The organism is Hyphobacterium sp. (assembly GCF_965228115.1).
GTDB lineage: Bacteria > Pseudomonadota > Alphaproteobacteria > Caulobacterales > Maricaulaceae > Hyphobacterium.
The window spans coordinates 1,649,451-1,668,236 of the sequence record NZ_OZ245794.1; the positions used below are offsets into that span (position 1 = coordinate 1,649,451).

Annotated in this window: 18 protein-coding genes; 7 read left to right on the plus strand and 11 right to left on the minus strand. The window is 58.5% G+C overall.

Features of this window, described 5'->3' with window-relative positions; all coding sequences use genetic code 11:
- The first annotated feature begins 157 nt into the window (after window positions 1-157).
- Window positions 158-1,459: a phosphoribosylamine--glycine ligase gene (locus tag ACO079_RS08565; protein WP_421789259.1), complete on the plus strand. Its 1,302-nt coding sequence runs from the start codon at window positions 158-160 to the stop codon at window positions 1,457-1,459.
- Here ACO079_RS08565 and ACO079_RS08570 read toward each other — a convergent pair.
- The gene (locus tag ACO079_RS08570; protein WP_421789261.1) at window positions 1,456-2,781 is read right to left on the minus strand and encodes an NADH:flavin oxidoreductase/NADH oxidase family protein; all 1,326 of its coding nucleotides are present in this window, start codon (window positions 2,779-2,781) and stop codon (window positions 1,456-1,458) included. The genes ACO079_RS08565 and ACO079_RS08570 overlap by 4 nt on opposite strands.
- A 78-nt stretch (window positions 2,782-2,859) precedes the next feature.
- Here ACO079_RS08570 and ACO079_RS08575 point away from each other — a divergent pair, with 78 nt between their 5' ends.
- Complete coding sequence (locus ACO079_RS08575; RefSeq protein ID WP_421789263.1) at window positions 2,860-3,522, plus strand: HAD-IB family phosphatase; 663 nt, start codon at window positions 2,860-2,862, stop codon at window positions 3,520-3,522.
- Here the strand turns inward: ACO079_RS08575 and serA are convergent.
- Both serA and ACO079_RS08585 read right to left on the minus strand, forming a co-directional pair.
- Window positions 3,519-4,724: a phosphoglycerate dehydrogenase gene (gene serA / locus ACO079_RS08580; RefSeq protein ID WP_421789264.1), complete on the minus strand. Its 1,206-nt coding sequence runs from the start codon at window positions 4,722-4,724 to the stop codon at window positions 3,519-3,521. The genes ACO079_RS08575 and serA overlap by 4 nt on opposite strands.
- A 96-nt stretch (window positions 4,725-4,820) precedes the next feature.
- Window positions 4,821-5,366 (minus strand): peroxiredoxin, encoded by a 546-nt coding sequence (locus tag ACO079_RS08585; RefSeq protein WP_421789266.1) that lies wholly within the window; start codon window positions 5,364-5,366, stop codon window positions 4,821-4,823.
- A gap of 150 nt (window positions 5,367-5,516) precedes the next feature.
- On the opposite strand from ACO079_RS08585, the gene ACO079_RS08590 reads away from it, so the two are divergent.
- Window positions 5,517-7,190 carry a restriction endonuclease gene (locus tag ACO079_RS08590; RefSeq protein ID WP_421789268.1) on the plus strand — a complete coding sequence of 558 codons (1,674 nt, stop codon included), beginning with the start codon at window positions 5,517-5,519 and terminating at the stop codon, window positions 7,188-7,190.
- A 3-nt stretch (window positions 7,191-7,193) separates the two neighbouring features.
- Here the strand turns inward: ACO079_RS08590 and lepA are convergent, their stop codons facing one another.
- The gene (lepA, locus tag ACO079_RS08595; protein ID WP_421792935.1) at window positions 7,194-9,002 is read right to left on the minus strand and encodes a translation elongation factor 4; all 1,809 of its coding nucleotides are present in this window, start codon (window positions 9,000-9,002) and stop codon (window positions 7,194-7,196) included.
- Window positions 9,003-9,144: 142 nt separating this feature from the next.
- On the opposite strand from lepA, the gene ACO079_RS08600 reads away from it, so the two are divergent.
- The 3 genes from ACO079_RS08600 (at window position 9,145) to ACO079_RS08610 (ending at window position 10,803) form a co-directional block, all read left to right on the plus strand.
- A complete protein-coding gene (locus ACO079_RS08600; RefSeq protein ID WP_421789270.1) occupies window positions 9,145-9,576 on the plus strand; it encodes a BLUF domain-containing protein in 432 nt (143 codons plus the stop codon).
- Between the two features lie 111 nt (window positions 9,577-9,687).
- Window positions 9,688-10,284 (plus strand): DUF1134 domain-containing protein, encoded by a 597-nt coding sequence (locus ACO079_RS08605; RefSeq protein WP_421789272.1) that lies wholly within the window; start codon window positions 9,688-9,690, stop codon window positions 10,282-10,284.
- Between the two features lie 3 nt (window positions 10,285-10,287).
- A complete protein-coding gene (locus ACO079_RS08610) occupies window positions 10,288-10,803 on the plus strand; it encodes a GNAT family N-acetyltransferase (RefSeq protein ID WP_421789274.1) in 516 nt (171 codons plus the stop codon).
- Between the two features lie 35 nt (window positions 10,804-10,838).
- Here the strand turns inward: ACO079_RS08610 and ACO079_RS08615 are convergent, their stop codons facing one another.
- Window positions 10,839-11,237, minus strand: a complete 399-nt coding sequence (locus ACO079_RS08615) for a hypothetical protein (protein WP_421789276.1) — start codon at window positions 11,235-11,237, stop codon at window positions 10,839-10,841.
- A gap of 311 nt (window positions 11,238-11,548) precedes the next feature.
- On the opposite strand from ACO079_RS08615, the gene ACO079_RS08620 reads away from it, so the two are divergent.
- Window positions 11,549-12,952, plus strand: coding sequence for a DEAD/DEAH box helicase (locus ACO079_RS08620; protein ID WP_421789278.1), 1,404 nt, complete (start codon window positions 11,549-11,551; stop codon window positions 12,950-12,952).
- Here the strand turns inward: ACO079_RS08620 and ACO079_RS08625 are convergent.
- The 6 genes from ACO079_RS08625 to rpmI form a co-directional block, all read right to left on the minus strand.
- Window positions 12,924-13,547: a nucleotidyltransferase family protein gene (locus ACO079_RS08625; protein WP_421789279.1), complete on the minus strand. Its 624-nt coding sequence runs from the start codon at window positions 13,545-13,547 to the stop codon at window positions 12,924-12,926. The genes ACO079_RS08620 and ACO079_RS08625 overlap by 29 nt on opposite strands.
- A gap of 1 nt (window position 13,548) precedes the next feature.
- Window positions 13,549-15,948, minus strand: a complete 2,400-nt coding sequence (gene pheT / locus ACO079_RS08630; RefSeq protein ID WP_421789281.1) for a phenylalanine--tRNA ligase subunit beta — start codon at window positions 15,946-15,948, stop codon at window positions 13,549-13,551.
- The gene (locus ACO079_RS08635) at window positions 15,945-16,580 is read right to left on the minus strand and encodes a hypothetical protein (protein WP_421789283.1); all 636 of its coding nucleotides are present in this window, start codon (window positions 16,578-16,580) and stop codon (window positions 15,945-15,947) included. The genes pheT and ACO079_RS08635 overlap by 4 nt, the downstream gene beginning before the upstream one ends.
- 142 nt (window positions 16,581-16,722) lie before the next feature.
- Window positions 16,723-17,805, minus strand: coding sequence for a phenylalanine--tRNA ligase subunit alpha (gene pheS / locus ACO079_RS08640; RefSeq protein WP_421789285.1), 1,083 nt, complete (start codon window positions 17,803-17,805; stop codon window positions 16,723-16,725).
- Between the two features lie 208 nt (window positions 17,806-18,013).
- The gene (rplT, locus tag ACO079_RS08645) at window positions 18,014-18,373 is read right to left on the minus strand and encodes a 50S ribosomal protein L20 (RefSeq protein ID WP_421789287.1); all 360 of its coding nucleotides are present in this window, start codon (window positions 18,371-18,373) and stop codon (window positions 18,014-18,016) included.
- A 29-nt stretch (window positions 18,374-18,402) separates the two neighbouring features.
- Window positions 18,403-18,606, minus strand: a complete 204-nt coding sequence (gene rpmI, locus ACO079_RS08650) for a 50S ribosomal protein L35 (RefSeq protein ID WP_421789289.1) — start codon at window positions 18,604-18,606, stop codon at window positions 18,403-18,405.
- Between the last annotated feature and the right edge of the window lie 180 nt (window positions 18,607-18,786).

The window sequence follows — 18,786 nt, forward strand, 5'->3', positions numbered from 1 at the left end:
AGACAGCCCCGAAAAAACTGATAGAGAGCGCGCGCCGAACAGGTCATCACCACGCTGCGTGGTACGAAAAGCCGATGACGGTTTGCCTTCATTCGCCCATCCTTTGCGAAAACAAGCAAAACGCGTATCGGATGAGCCCTGGTTCGGCCCTGCCTTTATGACTGACCCAACCAAGAAACGCTTTCTCTTCATCTCCACCGATGGCCTGCATGTCGATTGCGCCTGGCGCATTCTGCGCGAGGGCCATGAAGTGCGCTATTGCACCGAAAACAAGGCTGAGGCCGACATTGGCGATGGTTTTGTGCCCAAGGTCGAAGACTGGCAGAGCCATGTCGACTGGGCCGATGTGATCGTCTTTGACGATGTGCTGGGCCAGGGTGAGAAGGCCGCCAAGCTCCGCGCCCGGGGCAAAGCCGTTATCGGCGGAACGCCCTATACCGACCGGCTGGAAGATGACCGCTCCTTTGGTCAGGACGAGCTCAAAAAAGCCGGTGTTAACATCCTGCCTTATCGCGAGTTTGATAATTTCGACGATGCGATCACCCATGTCCGCGAAAATCCGCGCCGCTATGTGATCAAGCCGTCAGGCGAAGCCCAGAACATCAAACGCTTGTTATTCGTCGGTATGGAAGACGACGGCTCGGACGTCGCTCGGGTTCTGGAAGCGTATAAACGCACCTGGTCGGATACGATCAAGATCTTCCAGCTTCAACACAAGGTAACCGGCGTAGAAGTGGCCGTCGGCGGTTTCTTCAATGGCCGCGAGTTCATGGAGCCGATCAATATCAATTTCGAGCACAAGAAATTGCTGCCCGGAAATGTCGGCCCGGCGACCGGGGAGATGGGCACCAGCATGTTCTGGTCCAAACCCAACAAGCTTTATCGGGAGACACTGGCGAAGCTGGCTCCGAAACTCGCAGATGAAGGCTATGTCGGCTATATCGACGTGAATTGCATTGTGAACAGCCAGGGTATCTATCCTCTGGAATTCACTGCGCGTTTTGGCTATCCGACGATCCAGATCATGTCGGATGGCCTCAACATGCCGCTGGCCGATCTCTTTCATCAAATGGCGACCGGCGGACCGAAGGAATTCAAGGCCAAGAAGGGCTTTCAGATCGGCGTGCGCCTTGTGGTGCCGCCCTACCCGTTCAAGGACAAGGAAACCTTCGAGAGTTTCTCCAAGGATGCCGCTATTGTTTTTAAACGTCCTAACCATGAGGGCGTGCACATCCATGACGTCAAACGCGTCAATGATGAGTGGCTGGTCACCGGCGGCATGGGTCTGGCGCTGGTCGTCACTGGCGCGGGTTTAACCATGCGCGAAGCCCAGAAACAGGCCTATGGGCGCATCCAGAACATCCTGATCCCCAACATGTATTTCCGCGATGATATCGGCGATCGCTGGATTGATGACTCAGACCGCCTGCACACCTGGGGCTATCTACGGGAGAATTAGGCCGGCAGCTCGCGCCCGTCTTCCTTGAGGGCCTTGCGATAGGCTTTCGCCATCTTCTTATCCAGCCCGTAGAATTTAACGAATACGGGCCAGCCGCCGTTGGTGGTATTCGGCGCTTTGCCGTCAGCAATCTCGTGGATCTGATAGTAAAACCAGTGCACGCCAGACAGCGCATTCACGACGCGGATGATCGGAATGCTTGAGTTAGGACCAAACACGCCCGGCCCGATGCGGATGGTGTTTTCCCAGCGCGGCAGGGCGTCCACCTCACCAGACAAGAGCTTCTTCGGCGCGTCCGGATCGGCACAGAGCGGCCGGCCCAACCCGATCAGGTCGGCCTCGCTATTGGCCAGCGCCCCATTCATCGCATCAGCCGAACGAAAGCCGCCGGTCACCATCAAGGGAACCGAGACCCGCGCCTGCACCTTGGCGGCGTAGTCCAGAAAATAGGCTTCGCGCTTTCGCGTGGAATCCTTAACCGGCGGACCTTCGCCATCTTTCAGGCCTTCGGTATCGAACATGCGGGGCTGTTCATACGTGCCGCCGGAAATCTCGATGAAATCGAGACCTTGCCGGTCCAGCATGTCGATCACCGCCATGCTGTCGTCTTCCGAGAAACCGCCCTTCTGGAAGTCCGCCGAATTGAGCTTTACCGCTACCGCAAAACCCGGCCCCGCCTCATTTTTCACCGCATGTACGATTTTCAACAAAAGCCGCGCCCGGTTTTCCAGAGATCCGCCCCAGCGATCCGCCCGCCGGTTGGAACGCGGGGATAGAAACTGACTGACCAGATAGCCATGGGCGGCATGAATCTGCACGCCGTCAAAACCGGCCTCCCGGCAGATTCGCGCTGCCAGCGCAAAGCGGTCAATGACGTGACGGATTTCCGCTTCCGTCATCGCGCGCGGCTGGCCGGACAGGCCGCCCGGTAAATCCAGCGCCACATCGCTGGCCGAGACCGGGTGCGGATTGACATCCTTCGGCGTTTGCCGCCCGGCATGGGAAAGCTGCACCATCGCTGCCCCGCCGCCGGATTTCGCCGCCGCGGCCCAGGCTTTCAACTTTACCATCTGATCCGGTGTTTGTGGTCCATCAATCACCACATTGCCTGCCGCTTCCAGATTATAGCGGTCAATCTGGACATTGCCGGTGATCTGCAGCCCGACCCCGCCTTCAGCCCAGGTCTGATAGAGCCGCAAATGCCGGTCCGTGACATTGTTGCGATCATCCGCGAGGCGTTCCGTCATCGCGGCTTTCACCAGCCGGTTCGGCAGGGTGAGCCCGCTTTTCAGGGTGAGAGGAGAAGCAATTGTGGCGGTCATTTGTATTTCCGAAAGTTCTCGCAGGCTGAATGGGCGGCCAGTCTAGGCCTCGCAAATCACAAGGAAAGCCAGAGCGGCATGTTCAACGGACCCCGCCTCATCTGTTTTGATGTGGATTCCACCCTGCTGGCGGTGGAGAGCCTGGATTTCGTGCTCACCCGAAAGCTGGGGCCGTCTGCCGCCGAACAGATCGAACAGCTCACCACGGGAGGGATGAATGGCACACTCTCCTTCCGCCAATCCCTGATGGCGCGGCTGGATCTGGCCACGCTGACCCGCAGCGACATTGCCAGCGCCGCCGTTGAACTCCGCGATCATGTGACCCCCGGCATGGAAAACCTGCTCACCCGCCTGCGCCAGCGTGGCGATGTGGTTTGCGCCATTTCCGGAGGCTTTGAAGACGTGTTGCGACTGGCCTTGCGTGATCTGGGCTTTGCCCCGGATCAGATTTTCGCCAACGGGTTTTTGTGGGAAAGCGATAAAATTGCTGGCATCGACATTGCCAATCCCCTCTCCGCCAATGGCGGCAAGCCGAAAGTCATAAACGCCATTCGCGCCTTGCAGGATTTTTCCGCGGCCTGGATGGTCGGCGATGGTGTGACGGATCTGGAGACGCTGACCGCCGGGGCGGCCGATCATTTCATCGGCTTTGGCGGGGTGGTACGCCGCGACGCCGTCGTGGAAAAAGCCCCGGATTTTGCCGAGAATATCGACGATCTGCGCCGCATTTTATTAGGCTAGCCCGCAATCGCCCTCACGCGGATCGTGCCCTTCGCATTGCGCAAACCGTCCAGCACGTCTTGCGGCACATCCCCATCCACATCGGTGGAGACGTAACCGATCTCGCCCGCCGTATTGAGATATTGCGCCGCAATATTCAGACCCGCGCCGGAAATCGCGCCGGTCACCGTCGACAGATAACCCGGCGCATTGCCATGTAACGCCAGAATGCGCGTGCGGCCTTCGCGAAGGTCACCCGCCTCCAGCTCCGGGAAGTTCACCGATTTGGCCGAGCCGCCCGTGGTCGCATAACGCGTCAGCTTCATGCCCGCATCCATACCAATGGCCGCCTGGGCTTCCTCTGTAGAGCCGCCGATATGCGGCGTCAGCAAAGCCGTATCACAGTCCCGAAGCGGGCTGAGGAATTCCTCATCTTTGGAGGCAGGCTCTGATGGGAACACATCGATCGCCGCCCCGCCCAGATGGCCGGATTTGAGCGCCGCCGCCAGCGCCTCAACATCAACCAGATCGCCGCGCGCATGATTGATCAGAAACGCGCCCGGCTTCATCTTCGCAATGGCCGCCGCGTCCATCATCATCCGGGTTTGCGGGGTAGACGGCACGTGCAGGGTCAGCACATCAGAAATCGCCAAAAGCTCATCCAGTGAAGACACCGGGCGCGCATTGCCGTGCGCCAGCTTGGGTTCGCTGTCATAAAAATAAACATGCATGCCATGCCCGGACGCCAGCACGGACAGCTGCGAGCCGATATTGCCATAGCCGACAATACCCAGCTTTTTCGCCCGCACCTCGTGAGAGCCGGTGGCCGATTTCATCCAGCCGCCCTGACGGATCGCCGCGAGCTTTTCCGGAATGCCGCGCATCAACATCACCGCAGAGGCCAGCGTCAGCTCGGCAACCGAGCGCGTATTGGCAAAAGGCGCATTGAAAACCGCGACGCCACGCCGGGCAGCCGCCTCCAGATCGACCTGATTGGTGCCAATGCAAAAACACCCGACCGCCAGCAGGTCCGGCGCGGCCGCCAGAACGTCTTCTGTGATCTTGGTGCGGGAGCGGATGCCCAGAAGCTGGACGCCGTACAAAGCCGCTTTCAGCTCCTCGCCATCCAGCGCATGGCCGATGCGGGTGATCTCAATGCCGGGAATGCGGGCGAGCATCTCGTCCGCATCCGGGTGCACATTTTCAAGTAAAAGGGCCTTCATCGCGCCAACTCATCCCGGCCTGCTTCGCTGCACAGCAGCAAAACAGGATTCCGGGAGGAATTGAAGCAGGCTTAGCCGCCCGAGATGCGTTTTGGCTTACTCAGCCGCGCCCAACGCCCGCAGCGCCGCCAGAGACTGGTCGACATGCTCATACGGGCTCATCTCGGTGTATTCGAGCGCGATGGTCTGATCCGTGCCGATCACATAGGTGGTGCGCTGGGTCCAGCCCGGACGCATCATCAGGCCGACCTCATAATCGCTCATCATCCCATCGGAGATGGCGAACACCGGAAAAGCCGAGGCGCAATGCTGGGTCGAGAACTCGGCCAGACGGTCCGTATTGCCGGCTGTAATGCCGATCACCTGCGCGCCCAGCGCTTCGAACTCGCCAATGCTTTCGGCAAAGCTGGCGGCCTGGGCTTCACAGCCACCGGTAAAGGCGGCCGGGAAGAAGAAAGCGACGACCGGGCCATTGGCCAGAGCTTCGGACAGCGTAAAGCTCGCCGGCTCACCGGCCTGGAAGCCTTCAACGGTAAAGTCCGGAGCGGTTTCGCCGGCTTCAAGCTCGGCCAGAGCGCCACCGGTCAAAGCGGTGGTGGTCAGGGCAATCGCCGCACCCGCGGCCAGAAGTTTACGGATCATGTGGAGATCTCCGAAAAAAGTTTGGCTGTTGAGGGGAGATATAGGGCGGAATATGCACAGAAAACAGCATTGAGACTGAATTCATCCAAAAGTTGACCTGAACACCTATTCGCGGATTGAATGAACGGTGGCGAGATGGGAGAGGCACGAATGGCACGGTATACGCCAATGTACGAAATCGAAATTCGGCACTCAGGGCTGAATGCGTACAGACATATTCGGGGTCGTGACAAATGGGTTGTTGAGCAGAAGGCCGACGCTCAATTGGCGAAATGGAATGAACAATGGCAGCGGAAAAAGCAGATAGAGAAAAATAGGCAGGCGCGCGAGGCTGCTGCTGCTGCAAAAGATCAAAAAAAAGCTGAGGCCGAAACGCTCACTCAAGAAGCTCAGAACGAGCTAGCAGCACTTGAAAACATACTCGCCACAACTTTGGGTGTTGACGACAAAATTGAATGGGAATCCCTGAAAGACGATTCGAGTTTCGGTGAAATCAAGCCGAGAGCGCTGGCCTCACCTCCGAGCCCGCAGGAGCCCGATCCCAAAGATTACGCTCCAAAAATCGGCCTGCTTGGCTTCTTAATCCCTCCAATAAAGAAAAATAGAACCCAGGCAGCGGAAGGCGCGTTGGAGGTTGCAAGAGATCGCTGGGCTAAGAAAGTTAGAGAGCGCGAGGCTTTAATTAGAGAGCGAAAAGCTGATCATTCCAGTCGTGTTGAAGATTGGGAGGCGCGCAAACGCGCTTTTGAATACGACCAAAAGGCTCGCAACTCTGCGGTTGATGATTTGGCAAGCCGGTTTGAAAATTCCGACCCTACAGCCATCGAAGAGTATGTTGATCTAGTTCTAAGCCGATCATCCTACCCAGATTGGGTGCAACGTGATTGGGAATTGGAGTTCCAGCCCGAAACTAAAATTCTGATAATAAATCTGAATTTACCCTTACCAGATGAACTTCCGACCTTAAGAGAGGTGAAGTACGTCGCAACGCGTGACGCTTTTGACGAGAAACACATCACTGCGGCACAGCAAAAAAAGAGCTACGACCTCGTCATCTATCAAATCTGCCTGCGCACAATTCACGAAGTCTTTGAATCTGATCGGGAACAAAACAATATTGAGGCAGTTACGTTCAACGGGATCACAAGCTTTACCGATCCCGCTACCGGCCAACCGACAACGAACTGCATCTGCACGATTCAGACTAACCGCGAGGAGTTTGAAGCCATAAACCTCGCCAATGTGGAGCCAAAAGCGTGTTTTAAAGCATTAAAAGGGATTGCTGCTTCGCAGCTCCAAAACCTTGCACCAGTCGCACCCCTGATGAGCTTAAAGCGCGATGATGCGAGATTCATTCCCGGCGCCGACGTTACTTCAAAGCTCCAGGAGGGCGAGAACATCGCTGCCATGGACTGGCAAGAGTTTGAGCATTTGATCCGCCAAGTATTCGAATCGGAGTTCAGTGGAGAAGGGTCCGAGGTTAAGGTTACTCAAGGAAGCCGAGACGGTGGCGTAGATGCAATAGCATTTGACCCCGACCCGATCAGAGGTGGAAAAATTGTCATTCAGGCGAAACGGTACACGAACACGGTTGGCGTAGAAGCAGTTCGTGATCTTTACGGAACTGTTGTGAATGAAGGAGCTACAAAGGGGATACTCGTGACAACCTCACAGTACGGTCCCGATGCCCGAAAATTCGCCGCTGACAAGCCTCTCGCACTCATCGACGGTTCAAATCTTCTATATTTGCTCGGCAAACTAGGGGTGAAGGCTCGAATAGATATCGCTGAAGCGAAACAGCAATTCCGCGACGCAGCTGGTTAGCCCCTAATCCCCGTCCATCTTCAAGGCGGCGATAAACGCTTCCTGCGGGATGTCGACGCGGCCGAACTGGCGCATCTTTTTCTTACCCGCTTTTTGCTTTTCCAGAAGCTTGCGTTTGCGGGTGACATCGCCGCCATAGCATTTCGCGGTAACGTCCTTGCGCAGGGCGGACAGGGTTTCGCGGGCAATGATTCGCCCGCCAATCGCCGCCTGGATCGGGATTTTGAACATGTGGCGCGGGATGAGGTCTTTCAGTTTTTCGCACATCGCCCGGCCGCGCGCTTCAGCGCGGGAGCGGTGGACGATCATGGAGAGCGCATCGACCGGCTCGTCATTGACCAGTATGGCCATCTTCACGAGATCATTCTCGCGATAATCCTTCCATTGATAATCAAAGGACGCATAGCCCTTGGTGACCGATTTCAGCCGGTCATAGAAGTCAAACACCACCTCGTTCAGCGGCAGCTCATAGACCACCATGGCGCGCGAACCGGCATAGGTGAGTTCCTGTTGAATGCCGCGCCGGTCTTCGCACAGCTTCAAAACGCCGCCGAGATATTCATCGGGCACGAGGATGGTCGCGGTAATCCACGGTTCTGAGATTGTATCGACCTTAACCGGGTCGGGCATGTCGGCAGGGTTGTGGAGGTCGATCTCCGACCCATCCGTCATTTTCAGCTTGTAAACCACAGACGGCGCCGTGGTGATCAGCTCGACGCCATATTCTCGCTCCAGCCGCTCGCGGATAACCTCCAGGTGCAAGAGCCCCAGGAAGCCGCAGCGGAACCCAAAGCCCAGCGCAGCAGACGTCTCCATTTCAAACGAGAAGGAGGCATCATTCAGCGCCAGCCGTTCAATGGCATCGCGCAGATCCTCAAATTCGGCTGAATCCACCGGGAAGAGGCCACAGAACACGACCGGCACGGCGGGTTTAAAGCCCGGCAGAGGCGTCGCCGTCGGGCGTTTTTCATCGGTAACCGTATCGCCCACGCGCGCGTCGCGCACCTGCTTGATCGAGGCGTTTAGAAAGCCGATTTCACCCGGGCCCAGCACATCCGTGTTCTTCTTGGCAGGCGTGAAGAAACCAACACCATCCACACCATAGCTGGCACCCGTGCCCATCAGGCGGACGCGCATGCCCTTCTTCAATTGCCCTTCCATGATGCGGACCAGACAGATGACGCCCAGATAAGCATCATACCAACTGTCCACGAGCAGGGCTTTCAAGGGCGCATCCGGATCGCCAGCAGCTGGCGGCGGCAGTTTCTCGACAATGGTTTCCAGCACCTGTTCGACATTCAGGCCCGTCTTGGCGGAAATCTCGATGGCATCCTGCGCTTCAATACCAATGACATCCTCGATCTGCGCCTTTACGCGGTCGGGCTCAGCAGCCGGCAGGTCAATCTTGTTGAGAACCGGTGCGATCTCCAGATCGGCATCAATCGCCTGATAGACATTGGCCAGCGTCTGGGCTTCCACGCCTTGTGCCGCATCGACGACCAGTAACGCGCCCTCACAGGCATAAAGCGAGCGCGAGACCTCATAGGCAAAGTCAACATGGCCGGGCGTGTCGATCAGGTTGAGAATATACGTTTCGCCATCCTTGGCGGTGTATTCCAGACGAACCGTCTGCGCCTTGATGGTGATGCCGCGCTCGCGCTCGAGCTCCATATTGTCGAGCACCTGTTCCTTCATCTCACGCTCGGTCAGCCCGCCGGTGATCTGGATCAGGCGGTCGGCCAGCGTGGATTTCCCGTGATCGATATGCGCCACGATGGAAAAATTGCGGATGCGGTTCGGGTCGATTGTCATGGCGCGGGAAGTAGCACTGGCAGGGGGTTCCGCCAAGCATGTGATGCTGAACGCTGCACAATCTTGCCGCGCGCATTTCCTTCGCTATTATTCCCATACAAACACAAAGGTTTTTAGGTCTTTGAATTTTCGGGAGGGTGCCGTGGAACTATCGCGGCTGGTATATGTGTCTCAGGCCGTGGTGCCGATGCATGAAGGCGCGCTGGAAGATATACTCAGCGCCGCGCGCGACAATAATTCCAGACACAAAATCACCGGGTTGCTCCTGTTTGATGGGGCGCATTTCATGCAGCTGCTGGAAGGGCCCACAGAAGCCGTTGAGCAGACCTTCAGCGCGATTATCAAGGACAAGCGCCATAAGGGTGTGGTGCGCATCGCGTCGGAAACCGGCGTAAACCGTCAGTTCCCGGGTTGGTCAATGGGCTATGCCTTTACACGCGACGAAAACCTGCCGGACAGTTCGGGGTGGTTTCCCTTGACCAATGGGTCCCTGCAGGCGGCCCTGCCGTCAAAGGTCGACCCGTCCATGCGGGTACTGTTTACCAGCTTTTTGACCGTCAACGCACCGGCCTGAATTTGGTTCAAAGCAACCGGGCGGATTAACGCCGCCTAAACCGGATCGCCATTGTCTTGCCGGAATTGCCGGTCATATTGCCGGGCAATGCAACACCTTTGGGGTCCTGCCATGTTGTTCCGCAGCTTGATTGTAACCTTTATTGCCGCCCTCGGGCTTGCCGTACCGGCATTCGCTCAAGATGATCCGGATTACGGTCAGCCCAGCGACTATTCCGAAGGCGTCGACACCTATTCCCAGGAAGAAATGGTGGAAGCCGTTGCGGACTTTTTCGGCGTCACCGCCGAAGCCGCTGCCGCCGTGATTGAGCGGGTCTTCTCAGACCTCGGCCGGCCTGTTGGCTATGTCGCGGGCGAAGAAGTGGCCGGAGCGGTCGGCGTCGGCCTGCGCTATGGTGAGGGCTATCTGACCATGCGTAATGGCGAACGCGCCCATGTCTACTGGCAAGGGCCGTCCATTGGTTTTGATACCGGCGGCAATGCATCCCGCGTCTTCGTACTGGTCTATCAGATGGATGAAGCCGACCGCATTTATCGCCGCTTTCCCGGCGTCGAAGGCTCGGCCTATTTCGTCGCCGGTCTGGGCGTGAATTATCAACGCGCCGATGGCATTACGCTGGCCCCGATCCGTTCGGGCGTAGGCCTGCGCGCCGGCGCCAATGTCGGCTATCTCGCCTATTCGCGCCGCCGCAACTGGCTGCCCTTCTAATCCATGCAGATCCGCACCGCCGATGCGGGTGACTATCCCGGCATTCGCGATCTCCTGAACGCCGCCTTTGGCCAACCCGATGAAGCGAAAATCGTCGAGGCCCTGCGCGAAGATGATGCCGACAGCCTTGAACTGGTCGCCGAAGATCATGGCGATATCGTCGGCACTGTCATGTTCTCACCGGCGAGCGTCGGCCATGCCTCGGGCGAAACCCTGAACGGGTTGGGTCTTGGCCCTGTGGCCGTAATTCCCAAACATCAGGGTAAGGGCATCGGCGAGGCGTTGATAAAGGCCGGGCTGGAACATTTCGAACCCTATCCCGTCGCCTTTTTTTGCGTACTGGGAGAGCCGGAATATTATCGCCGCTTCGGTTTTACTGCGGCGATTGAGCGCGACTGGATGTGGGAGGCCGATGACGGTTCTGTCCCGGAAATGCGCCAGGCCTTTCAGATCATCATTCCGCGCGCCATACCCCCGGGCAAAGGCATTGTCCGCTATCACCCGGCCTTTGATGGTTGAACGCCGTTCCTTTCAGATTTCCGGAGAGTCGAGACCTATCTGATTTCCCGGATACTGCACTGCGTTGTGCCAACCGGATAGGTGGGTTGAAGGTTTACGTTCGCGGCGGCGGCGGGCCCCGACCAATTCCAACGTCTGTCAACATCATTACCTTCGCGGTATTCGACCATTGCCATTACTTGGCATTGCCCATTTGAGCGAACTGTTTGACAGACATGTGTGGTTAGATCATCTCCTACGCCGCCGACACGAAAGTCTTCACTCACCTCGCCGCACTGCTCCCATCCTATAATGCTGTTTGCGCGCGAGTTAAATTCGGCTGAATGAAACCAGCCTTCCACTTCAAATCTGCGGTCGGGATCGGTGTGTTCGCAAGCAGCCAAGCCAGCAAAAGCAACACAAATGCTGGCCGCTTTCCAAATATTTCCAACCATAGCAATTCCTCCCCTGAGAGTCGCTAAATACACTTTTAAGGTGTATAATGCAACCCTTAGTATAGTTTTCGAGAGTCGCGTTGAGGTCCGACATTCTGCCATTCGGCAAAATCTCATTGCCAACAAACCCATTCCGTGTGAGAGAGCGCCCGTCTTATGCACCGCGCGTAGAAATCCGGATAACGGAATGGCGGTGTCCCATAGGCCAAGTGGCCGCCAATTCCGGCGGTTGCGGTATGCCCCACCCGGACATTGATCCGGGCTCATCCGGCGGCTGGTCTACGCAAGCTTCCTAGTATTGAAACACCGCGATGCGGGTGCTGGCTCTGGCCGGCCCGGCAGCGCGCACATTTGAAAGTCTGAACTTGACTCATTTTTCTGATCTCGGCCTCGCCGAGCCCATTCTCAAAACCCTCACTCAAGAAGGTTATGAAACGCCGACGCCCATTCAGGCAGAAGCCATTCCGGCCCTATTGAAAGGCCGCGACCTGTTGGGCACGGCCCAGACCGGCACCGGCAAGACCGCCGCCTTTACCCTGCCCATCCTGCACGCTCTGGCGACGTCCAAACGGAGGCCTGAGCCCAAATCCTGCACGGCATTGATCCTGGCCCCAACGCGCGAGCTGGCGCTGCAGATTGCCGACTCGGTGAAAACCTATGGCCGCCATCTGCGTCCTCGCTTTGCGGTCGTCATGGGCGGGGTCAAACCCGGCGGGCAGATCCGCGCCATGAAGGGCGGCGTTGATATTCTCATCGCCACGCCGGGCCGCCTGCTTGATCATATGCAGACTGGCGCGATCCATCTGAACAACGTGCGCACGGTCATCCTCGATGAAGCCGACCAGATGATGGATCTCGGCTTCCTGCCGGGCATCCGCAAAATCCTGTCAGCCACACCAAAGGGCCGCCAGACCGCGCTGTTGTCAGCGACCATGCCCAAGCCGATCCGGGCTCTGGCACATGACTTCCTCAACGATCCGGCCCAGGTCGCGGTCGCACCGGTCTCCCGTCCGATCGAGCAGATCGGCCAGTCGGTTCAATTCCTCGATAAAGCGCAAAAACTGGAGCGTCTGGTGAAAGTCCTCAGCGAGGCTGGCATCACCAGCGCCATCGTCTTTACCCGCACCAAGCACGGGGCGGATAAGGTCACCAAGCGCTTGTTGAAAGCCGATCTGGCGGCGGTCGCCATCCATGGCAACAAATCCCAGAACCAGCGTCAGCGGGCTCTCGATGCGTTCAAGGCTTTCAAATCCAACATTCTGGTGGCCACCGATATCGCAGCGCGCGGGCTGGACATTGATGGCGTCTCCCACGTCGTCAATTATGAGCTACCCAACGTGCCGGAATCCTATGTCCACCGCATCGGCCGCACGGCGCGCGCCGGCAAATCCGGCACGGCGATTGCCTTCTGTGATCCGGAAGAGCGTGGTCTGCTGAAGGATATCGAGCGCCTGATTGGTTATCGCCTTGCCGTGACCGATGAAAATGGCAAGGAACAACACCCCTCCAAGCCTTTCACCGAAGAACCGCGCGGCCCCAAACCGCAAGGAAAGCCGCGTGGCCAGGGACCGAAAGGTCAGAACCGCGGCCAGGGGGGTGGCCAAGGTGGCGGTCAAGGCCGAGGTGGCCGCAGCGCCAGCCAGCGCCGCCGAAATCGCCGCCGCCGGGCGGCTGGAAATGGTGCGCCTACGCCTCAGGCAAAGGCGCAGGGATAAAATTGATCTCAGGCCAGAGCTTCCTCTGAGCCGCAATTTTCTCATTCCATTCAGCCGGTGTCGAAATATTTGGCACCGGCTTTACCGTCAGCGAAAAAAGTTCGTCCAACCCGTATGGCGCGATCAGTTCAGGCTCGCCGCACGCATCGAGCCGAATAGCCACCGAATGGGTCAGCGAGGCGAAGTCTTTCACCGCGTCCTCAGTGCTCAGGATGGGCTTTCGCTCAACGCCATATTTGGCGGAAAACCAGATCGGCACACGCGCCTGATTGCAAAGCTCAACCTCGGCTTCGAGATCAGCGAACGCCGCCTCCGTCTTGGCAACAAACGCCGCCTCACCCTCCGCGGTCAGATCTGTCGGATCGCAATAGGCGAGATCATAGTCATTGACGCCATAATCAGCCGGCCGCCCGGTCAGCACATTCCAGACAGCCTGATACACCGCCCCGGCCATAAGCGCCCAGTCTGGCAGGTCAAGCGAATGGGCGCGTTCCAGTACCGCTTTGGCGGTAGGGTTGGCCAGAACCGCCGCAACAACAAAAGCCCGCTGATCGTCTTCAGAGGCATTTGCCATTCGCTGCGGATCAAGCGCCATCTTATCCCCTCAAACTCGCGCCGGTCGCTTTTTCAACCGATGCGACGATTTTGGACGCGATGGCATCGATTTCCTTGTCCGTCAGCGTCTTTTCACGCGGCTGGATAACGGCCTCAAGCGCCAGCGAAACCTGACCCTCCGGCACGCCCTGCCCGGCATAGACGTCGAATACGGAAACCTCCGTGATCATCGCCTTGTCCGCGCCTTTGGCCGCACGCGTCAGCGTGTCGGCAGGCACATCATTGGCGACGAGGAAAGCAAAGTCGCGCTTCACCGGCGTCAGCTCGGCCCGGTCGAGTGCCGGACGCGCCTTGGTTGCCGCCTTTTTCTTCGGGGAAGGAATACCATCGAGGATGATTTCAAAGCCGATGACGCGGCCTTCGACTCCCAGCGCTTTCAGAACGCGCGGATGAATTTCACCAAACTCGGCCAGCACATTTTTCGGACCCAGGCGCAAAACGCCGGACCGGCCCGGATGCCACCAATTGCGAGCTTCGGCTGCGACCTGCAGCGAATCGACAGGCGCCCCCGCCGCGTCCAGCGCTGCCATCGCATCCGCCTTGGCATCAAACAGATCAGCTTCGCGTGCTCCCGCCCAGTGGCGGCCTGCCGCAACAAAGCGCACGCCAGACACGGCCATGCGCTGTCCATCGGGCTTGTCCGTCAGATAGACCGGCCCGGCTTCAAACAGGCGCGGATCGTCTACGCCTTTATCGGCATTGTCCTGGAGCGCCGTCAGGAGATGGATCAGCGCGGTCGGGCGCATCACATCCAGATCAGACGAAATCGGGTTTTCCAGCTCCAACCCCTCGCCATGACCGCCAAACAAGGCAGCCTGATTGCGATGCACGAAGGACCAGGTGACAGATTCATTATAGCCGCGCACGGCCAGCGCCCGGCGCGCAAAGCGGGCGCGGTTCTGCCCGGTCGTCGCCGTCGGTTCCCGGCGGCCGGGAAGACGCGGCAGGGAAATTGCTTCGATCTTGTCGAAGCCGTGAATGCGCGCGATTTCTTCCACAAGGTCGGTTTTATGCGTGCAATCCCGGCGGTAGCTCGGCACATCGACATGCAGCGAGCCGCCAGCCCCGGACACGCCAAAGCCCAGTTTCTGGAGGATGTCGGTGATGCGCTCCGGCGTGAGGTCAAAACCTGTCAGGCGTTTCACCTCACTGACCGGGAAATCAATCGGCGCCGGATTGGCGGGCGCTTCACCCGCAATCATGATCTCCGAGGCTTCCCCACCGCAAAGCTCCAGCACCCAATGGGTCGCCAGATCCAGGCCAAGCTGGATGGAGCCCGTATCCACGCCGCGCTCAAAGCGATAGCGCGCATCGGATTCAATGCCGGTGGCCCGGCCCGTGGCGCGGGTGATTTCCGGCTCAAACCAGGCGCTTTCGATGAAGACGTTCACGGTTTCATCCGACACACCGGATGCTTCCCCGCCCATCACACCACCAAAGCCCAGGCAGTTGGTTTCGTCCGCGATGACGCATTGCTCGGCGGACGGCGTGTGGGGCTTGCCATCCAGCGCTTCGAACGTGTCTGCCGCGCCCTTGCCACGCCGCGCGATGATTGTCTTGCCGATCTTATCGGCGTCATAGACGTGCAGCGGACGGCAGCGGTCGTAAGAAACGAGGTTCGAAATATCCGCGAGAATGTTAATCGAGCGCAGGCCAATCGCTTCCAGCTTGTGCTTCAGCCACGCTGGCGACGGCCCGTTTTTGACATTGCGGATCAAGCGCCCACCAAAAACCGGGCAGGCTTCCGGATAATCGATTTTGATCTTGATCGGACAGGGGAAGGCCCCTTTCAAGGGTTTGGGTTGTGGCGTGATCACCTGACCCATGCCTGCTGCTGCCAGATCGCGGGCAATGCCATCAACCCCCAGCCAGTCCGGCCGGTTCGGCGTCACCTCAAAATCAATGACCGGATCATTCGCGCCCAGCGCGTCTGCCGCGGGATCACCAACCTTCCAGTCGCCCTCCAGCTCGATAATGCCGTCATGATCCTCGCCGGCATTCAGCTCCTTGGCGGAACAAAGCATGCCGTGAGATTCCACGCCGCGAATCTTGCGCGGCTTCTTATCCAGCGCGAAATCCGCGCCCGGAATATAGGTGCCCAAAGGCGCATAGACGGCTTTCATCCCGGCATGCGCATTCGGCGCGCCGCAGACGATCTGCTTGATTCCATCTTTCGTCTCAACTGTGCAGACCTTCAGCTTGTCGGCATCGGGATGTTTTTCCGCTGTTTTGACGTGGGCGACCGTGAAGTCGGCGAGGGCTTCCGCCGGATTATCAATATCCTCGATCTCCAGCCCGGCCATGGTCATGGCCTCGGCCAGCTCATCGAGCGGCGTGTCGGTTTCCAGATGCTCTTTCAGCCAGGAGAGGGTGAATTTCATTGCTCGGCTCCCGCCGTTTGTGGGGGTTCAACTTCCGGAGAGGTGAAAGCCCGGAAGCCTTCAGAGCCATATTGCTCGAAGATATCGTCACTGGGTGCAGGACACGAATGAACCTGACGCCGCTCGCGAACCTGAACGGTTGCGATCCAGCAGCGATCAAAGACCGAGCAATAGCAGATTTCCGTTTCCCAGCGGTCCCATTCAGAGAACAGGGCTGCAATGGACTCTGCATTCACCGCCTCGCCGGGCCACGCCACCGAGATGGGGATGACAAGCTCTCCTGGTGCAACAACGCGCCCCGTCAGAGTGACCCAGGACCGATCCAGTTGCTCGGCCGGAAAGCTGTCAAACATGGCATCGATCTGGTCCACGGTTTCGCCATCGCGAAGGACGCGAACATGCTCGATCATCGCCGGGCCGACACCATTATTGGCGACGCGCAATCCGACCGACAGAATGCCGTCATCGGTATTGGTGAAGGCGTCAATCTGTAGCGCCGGTACGACGGCGCCATGCTGCTGCGCGCGCATCACGCGCGACTGATCCCAGGCCACATAAAGCGCCGCCAGACCGACCACCATCGCGCCGATAGCGGTAATCGCCTGATGATTGGATTTGAGCCAGTTGATCATCACAACACCCTTTGTCCTCCCCCGCCAGCGGGGGAGGTGGCAGCGAAGCTGACGGAGGGGGCTGAGGTGGCATTAGCCCCCCTCGTCCCTTCGGGACACTCCCCCCGCAAGCAGGGGGAGACATCGGAGAAAACGCGAGACATCAGCTTAACCCCGTCGCCAAATTGGCCTGCAACAGCGGTGAGAAGCCATAATGCGCAAGCCAGCGCGTATCATTGGCGAAATAATCGCGCAGGTCCGGCGCGCCATATTTCAGCATGGCCAGGCGGTCCACACCCATCCCCCAGGCGAAGCCCTGATACTCATCCGGATCGAGCCCGCAGGAGCGGATGACATTCGGGTGCACCATGCCGCAACCGAGGATTTCCATCCATTTATCGCCCTCACCAATCTTCACGGCGTCCCCGACGCGCGAATATTTCACATCCATCTCAGCCGACGGTTCAGTGAAAGGGAAATGGTGCGGGCGGAAACGCGCCTCGACATGATCGGTCTCGAAAAAGGCCGCGAGGAAGTCCATCAATATGCCCTTGAGGTGACCCATGTGAGAGCCCTTGTCGATCACCAGGCCTTCGACCTGATGGAACATGGGCGTGTGGGTCTGATCCCAGTCACAGCGATAAACCCGGCCCGGCGCGATAATGCGGATCGGCGGTTCCTGATTCATCATAGTGCGGATCTGGACCGGCGAGGTGTGCGTGCGCAGCACCATTTGTGAGCCATCCTCGCGCGGCTTCATGAAGAAGGTATCATGCGTATCGCGCGCCGGATGGCCTTCGGGAAAGTTCAGCGCAGTGAAGTTATGGAAGTCATCTTCCACATCCGGGCCTTCCGCGACGGTAAAGCCCATATCCGAGAAGATGACGGCCAGTTCTTCCATCACCTGGGTGACAGGGTGAAGCTTGCCACGCGGTTCCGGACGAACCGGAAGCGACACATCCGTGCGCTCGGTTGCCAGACGCGCATCCAGCGCCGCATCATCCAAAGCAGTTTTCTTGGCGCTGATCGCCTCGCCGATCTCGTTTTTCAGACCATTTAGCGCCGGGCCCATCACCTGGCGTTCTTCCGGGCTCATCTGTCCCAGCGAGCGCATCATCAGCGAGATTTGGCCCTTCTTGCCCAGCGCGTCCACGCGCAAGGCTTCCAGCGCGGCCTCATCACCGGCTCCGGCGACAGCGGCCAACAATTCGCCCTTCAGGCTTTCGATCTCTGACGCTTCGGCCATGCTAAATTCCTCGCCTTCATCCACGCGAACGGTTTCGCGTGCGGTCTACCGCCCGATTGGGGACTTGGCGAGGGTCAGCCGGGAATTTTTCTGCGTATTTGCCAGGCCACCCCTTGCCCCAACGGGCGAAGGTGAAAGAAAAGCGGCGTCCCCGCCATGGCAGGGACGACACTTTTAACGATGCTGTGAGTGACCGGCAGGAGACGCGTTAAGCGTCGAGCGCGGCCTGTGCCTGGTCGACCAGGGCTTTGAAGGCCTCGGGTTCCCGAATGGCCAGATCGGAGAGGACTTTGCGGTCCACCTCGATCCCGGCCTTCGCGAGGCCGGACATAAATCGGGAATAGGTCACACCATGCAAGCGGGCACCGGCGTTGATCCGCTGGATCCACAGACGGCGGAAATTGCGCTTCTTGGCGCGGCGGTCACGATAAGCGTACTGGCCGGCTTTTTCGACGGCCTGGACGGCAACGCGATAGATATTCTTCCGGCGGCCATAATAACCTTTGGCCTGGGAAATGACTTTCTTGTGGCGGGCGCGGGATACTGTGCCGCGTTTAACTCGTGCCATGGTTCAAACTCCTGAAAACGCCGTCAGCCTTAAAGGCCGTTCGGGATGTAATTCTTTTTCACGATCTTCTGATCGGGCTCGGACATCACTGTCGTGCCGCGCTTGTTGCGGATCTGCTTGTTGGTCCGCTTGATCATGCCGTGACGTTTTCCAGCCTGGCCAGCTTTCACCTTGCCAGTTGCCGTGAGCTTGAAGCGCTTTTTGGCGCCGCTCTTGGTCTTCATTTTCGACATTTCCGCTCCATTTCCGGTGGTCAAAGCCACCTTGCGTTCTTGCAGCTGTCAGGCATGTCGATCCGGCCCGGACAGCTGGGGTCTTTCAAAGAGCGGGCGTCATAAGGAAAAACCGCTGCGAACGCAAGTCCTGTTTGCGTGCGTCGCAGACTCGACAGGCCCCGGCCAGCCCCGCCATAA

Bases quoted from the DNA above. Each gene is read 5' to 3' on its own strand.
- ACO079_RS08610 (WP_421789274.1), top strand. From the start codon at position 10,288: ATGCAGATCCGCACCGCCGATGCGGGTGACTATCCCGGCATTCGCGAT.
- rpmI (WP_421789289.1), bottom strand. From the start codon at position 18,606: ATGTCGAAAATGAAGACCAAGAGCGGCGCCAAAAAGCGCTTCAAGCTC.
- ACO079_RS08575 (WP_421789263.1), top strand. From the start codon at position 2,860: ATGTTCAACGGACCCCGCCTCATCTGTTTTGATGTGGATTCCACCCTG.
- rplT (WP_421789287.1), bottom strand. From the start codon at position 18,373: ATGGCACGAGTTAAACGCGGCACAGTATCCCGCGCCCGCCACAAGAAA.
- ACO079_RS08620 (WP_421789278.1), top strand. From the start codon at position 11,549: ATGCGGGTGCTGGCTCTGGCCGGCCCGGCAGCGCGCACATTTGAAAGT.
- ACO079_RS08585 (WP_421789266.1), bottom strand. From the start codon at position 5,366: ATGATCCGTAAACTTCTGGCCGCGGGTGCGGCGATTGCCCTGACCACC.
- ACO079_RS08605 (WP_421789272.1), top strand. From the start codon at position 9,688: ATGTTGTTCCGCAGCTTGATTGTAACCTTTATTGCCGCCCTCGGGCTT.
- pheT (WP_421789281.1), bottom strand. From the start codon at position 15,948: ATGAAATTCACCCTCTCCTGGCTGAAAGAGCATCTGGAAACCGACACG.
- ACO079_RS08625 (WP_421789279.1), bottom strand. From the start codon at position 13,547: ATGGCGCTTGATCCGCAGCGAATGGCAAATGCCTCTGAAGACGATCAG.
- ACO079_RS08570 (WP_421789261.1), bottom strand. From the start codon at position 2,781: ATGACCGCCACAATTGCTTCTCCTCTCACCCTGAAAAGCGGGCTCACC.
- ACO079_RS08565 (WP_421789259.1), top strand. From the start codon at position 158: ATGACTGACCCAACCAAGAAACGCTTTCTCTTCATCTCCACCGATGGC.
- lepA (WP_421792935.1), bottom strand. From the start codon at position 9,002: ATGACAATCGACCCGAACCGCATCCGCAATTTTTCCATCGTGGCGCAT.
- ACO079_RS08615 (WP_421789276.1), bottom strand. From the start codon at position 11,237: ATGGTTGGAAATATTTGGAAAGCGGCCAGCATTTGTGTTGCTTTTGCT.
- ACO079_RS08590 (WP_421789268.1), top strand. From the start codon at position 5,517: ATGGCACGGTATACGCCAATGTACGAAATCGAAATTCGGCACTCAGGG.
- pheS (WP_421789285.1), bottom strand. From the start codon at position 17,805: ATGGCCGAAGCGTCAGAGATCGAAAGCCTGAAGGGCGAATTGTTGGCC.
- ACO079_RS08635 (WP_421789283.1), bottom strand. From the start codon at position 16,580: ATGATCAACTGGCTCAAATCCAATCATCAGGCGATTACCGCTATCGGC.
- serA (WP_421789264.1), bottom strand. From the start codon at position 4,724: ATGAAGGCCCTTTTACTTGAAAATGTGCACCCGGATGCGGACGAGATG.